2 protein-coding genes are annotated in these 1710 nt (G+C 70.2%); both read left to right on the forward strand.

Going from position 1 to position 1710, the window contains the following annotated elements; translation table 11 throughout:
* Positions 1–526: 526 nt before the first annotated feature.
* Complete coding sequence (locus tag VIB55_RS03400; RefSeq protein WP_331875261.1) at positions 527–922, forward strand: DUF3224 domain-containing protein; 396 nt, start codon at positions 527–529, stop codon at positions 920–922.
* 17 nt (positions 923–939) lie between these two features.
* Entirely contained in the window at positions 940–1494 is a 555-nt protein-coding gene (locus tag VIB55_RS03405) for a DUF1697 domain-containing protein (protein ID WP_331875262.1), read from the forward strand.
* Positions 1495–1710 lie beyond the last annotated feature (216 nt).

Genomic DNA, 1710 nt, shown 5'->3' on the forward strand with positions numbered 1-1710 from the left:
CCTGGTCGGATTGCTGGCGCCGACCAGCGAGTGGCGGGACGTGTCCGCCCCGCGCTCGTCCGGCGCGTCGGCCGGCGGGGCCAGCCGCCCCTCGCGCGCGGCCGCCGAGGGACTGCTGATCGCGCCCGCGGGTCGGTCGCAGGTGCGCGTGTCGTACACGCTCCCGCTGTGACCGGAAGCGTGGCCGCCTGACAGTGGACAGGCCGTCGGGGGCAGCCATCCGAGCGGAGCTGCGGAGCCAGGCCGTGCGGCGCCTGTCACGTTGCGCGGAAAAGCCGACGGCAGGACCTTTCCGTTCTCGGCGCTCGGAAAGGCGCACCTGCGGCCCCGCCACGAAGGGCGTGTGACCGGGCCCATCGATGGAAAGGTCTCTGCGCGTGCACACGACAGAGGGAATCCGTGAAGTTCCGCTCCGCGGCGAGCTGCGGAAGTCGTTCCGGACGGAGCGCCGCAGCAAGTTCGGGGATGTCAATCGAGAGCGTGTAGCGCCTCGCCTGGCGACCCAGTCCACACAACGGAAAAAGTGATGACGCACGCAACGGGAACGTTCGAAGTGAAGCTCGCGCCGCAGGCGGTGACGTTCGAAGAGTCGGGGCTGGGGCGGCTCTCCATCGACAAGCAATTCCAGGGCGACCTGCAGGCCACCAGCAAGGGCGAGATGCTGGCGCATCGCACCGCCGTGCCCGGCTCGGCTGGATACGTGGCGATGGAACGGGTGGACGGAACGCTTAACGGGCGCGCCGGCACCTTCGTCCTGCAGCACAGCGGCACCATGAACCGCGGCGCGCAGCAGCTGGCGCTTACGGTGGTGCCGGACTCGGCCACGGGGGAGCTGCAGGGGCTCTCGGGGGCGATGAAGATCATCATCGAGGGCGGCCAGCACTCGTACGAGTTCCAGTACGAGCTTCGCGCCGAGCCCTGACCTCCACCATGACAGGGATGCCGGTGCCGGACAGGTTCGTGGCGCTGCTTCGCGGCATCAACGTGGGCAAGGCCAAGCGCATCGCCATGGCCGACCTGCGGGCCCTGGTCGCGGACCTCGGCTACGGCGACGTGAGCACGCTGCTGAACAGCGGCAACGTGGTCTTTACCGCGCCCGGGGCGGACCCGGACGACGCGGCGCGGCGCATCGAGGATGCGCTTCGCGAGCGGACCGGCGTGTCTTCGCGGGTGGTGGTGCTCACCGCGCGCGAGATCGGCGAGGCCGTGGACGGCAATCCCTGGCGCGACGAGGCGTTCGACCCGTCGCGGCTGCTGGTGACCGTGCTCTACGACCCCGCCGACCGCCGCAAGCTGGAGCCGTTGATGGACCAGGAGTGGGGCACGGACCGCCTGGCCCTCGCCGGCCGCTTCGCGTACGTGTGGTGCCCGGACGGCACTCTGCCGAGCAAGCTGCCCGAGGCGGCCGGCAAGGCGCTCCGTGACGGGGCGACGTCGCGAAACTGGGCGACGATGCTCAAGCTGCACGCGCTGGTCCATCGATCCACGTCGTAAGAAGGCCTTGCGTGGCGCTTGCGCGCGGGGCGGAATCCGCGTAGCGTCCGGGTGAGGCACTCGTCCTCGCCTCCTCCCGTCGTACCATCCTCCCGAGACCCTTCCATGACACGATCCAGTGGCTTTCTCCTGCTCTTTGTGGCCGGCTGTGCGGCGCAGGCTCCAACCCCCCGCGGGCCGGAGCGGGTGAGCACCGTTGCGCTGACGACCGCCAAC

This window comes from Longimicrobium sp., assembly GCF_036554565.1.
GTDB lineage: Bacteria > Gemmatimonadota > Gemmatimonadetes > Longimicrobiales > Longimicrobiaceae > Longimicrobium.

Bases quoted from the DNA above. Each gene is read 5' to 3' on its own strand.
- VIB55_RS03400 (WP_331875261.1), top strand. From the start codon at position 527: ATGACGCACGCAACGGGAACGTTCGAAGTGAAGCTCGCGCCGCAGGCG.
- VIB55_RS03405 (WP_331875262.1), top strand. From the start codon at position 940: ATGCCGGTGCCGGACAGGTTCGTGGCGCTGCTTCGCGGCATCAACGTG.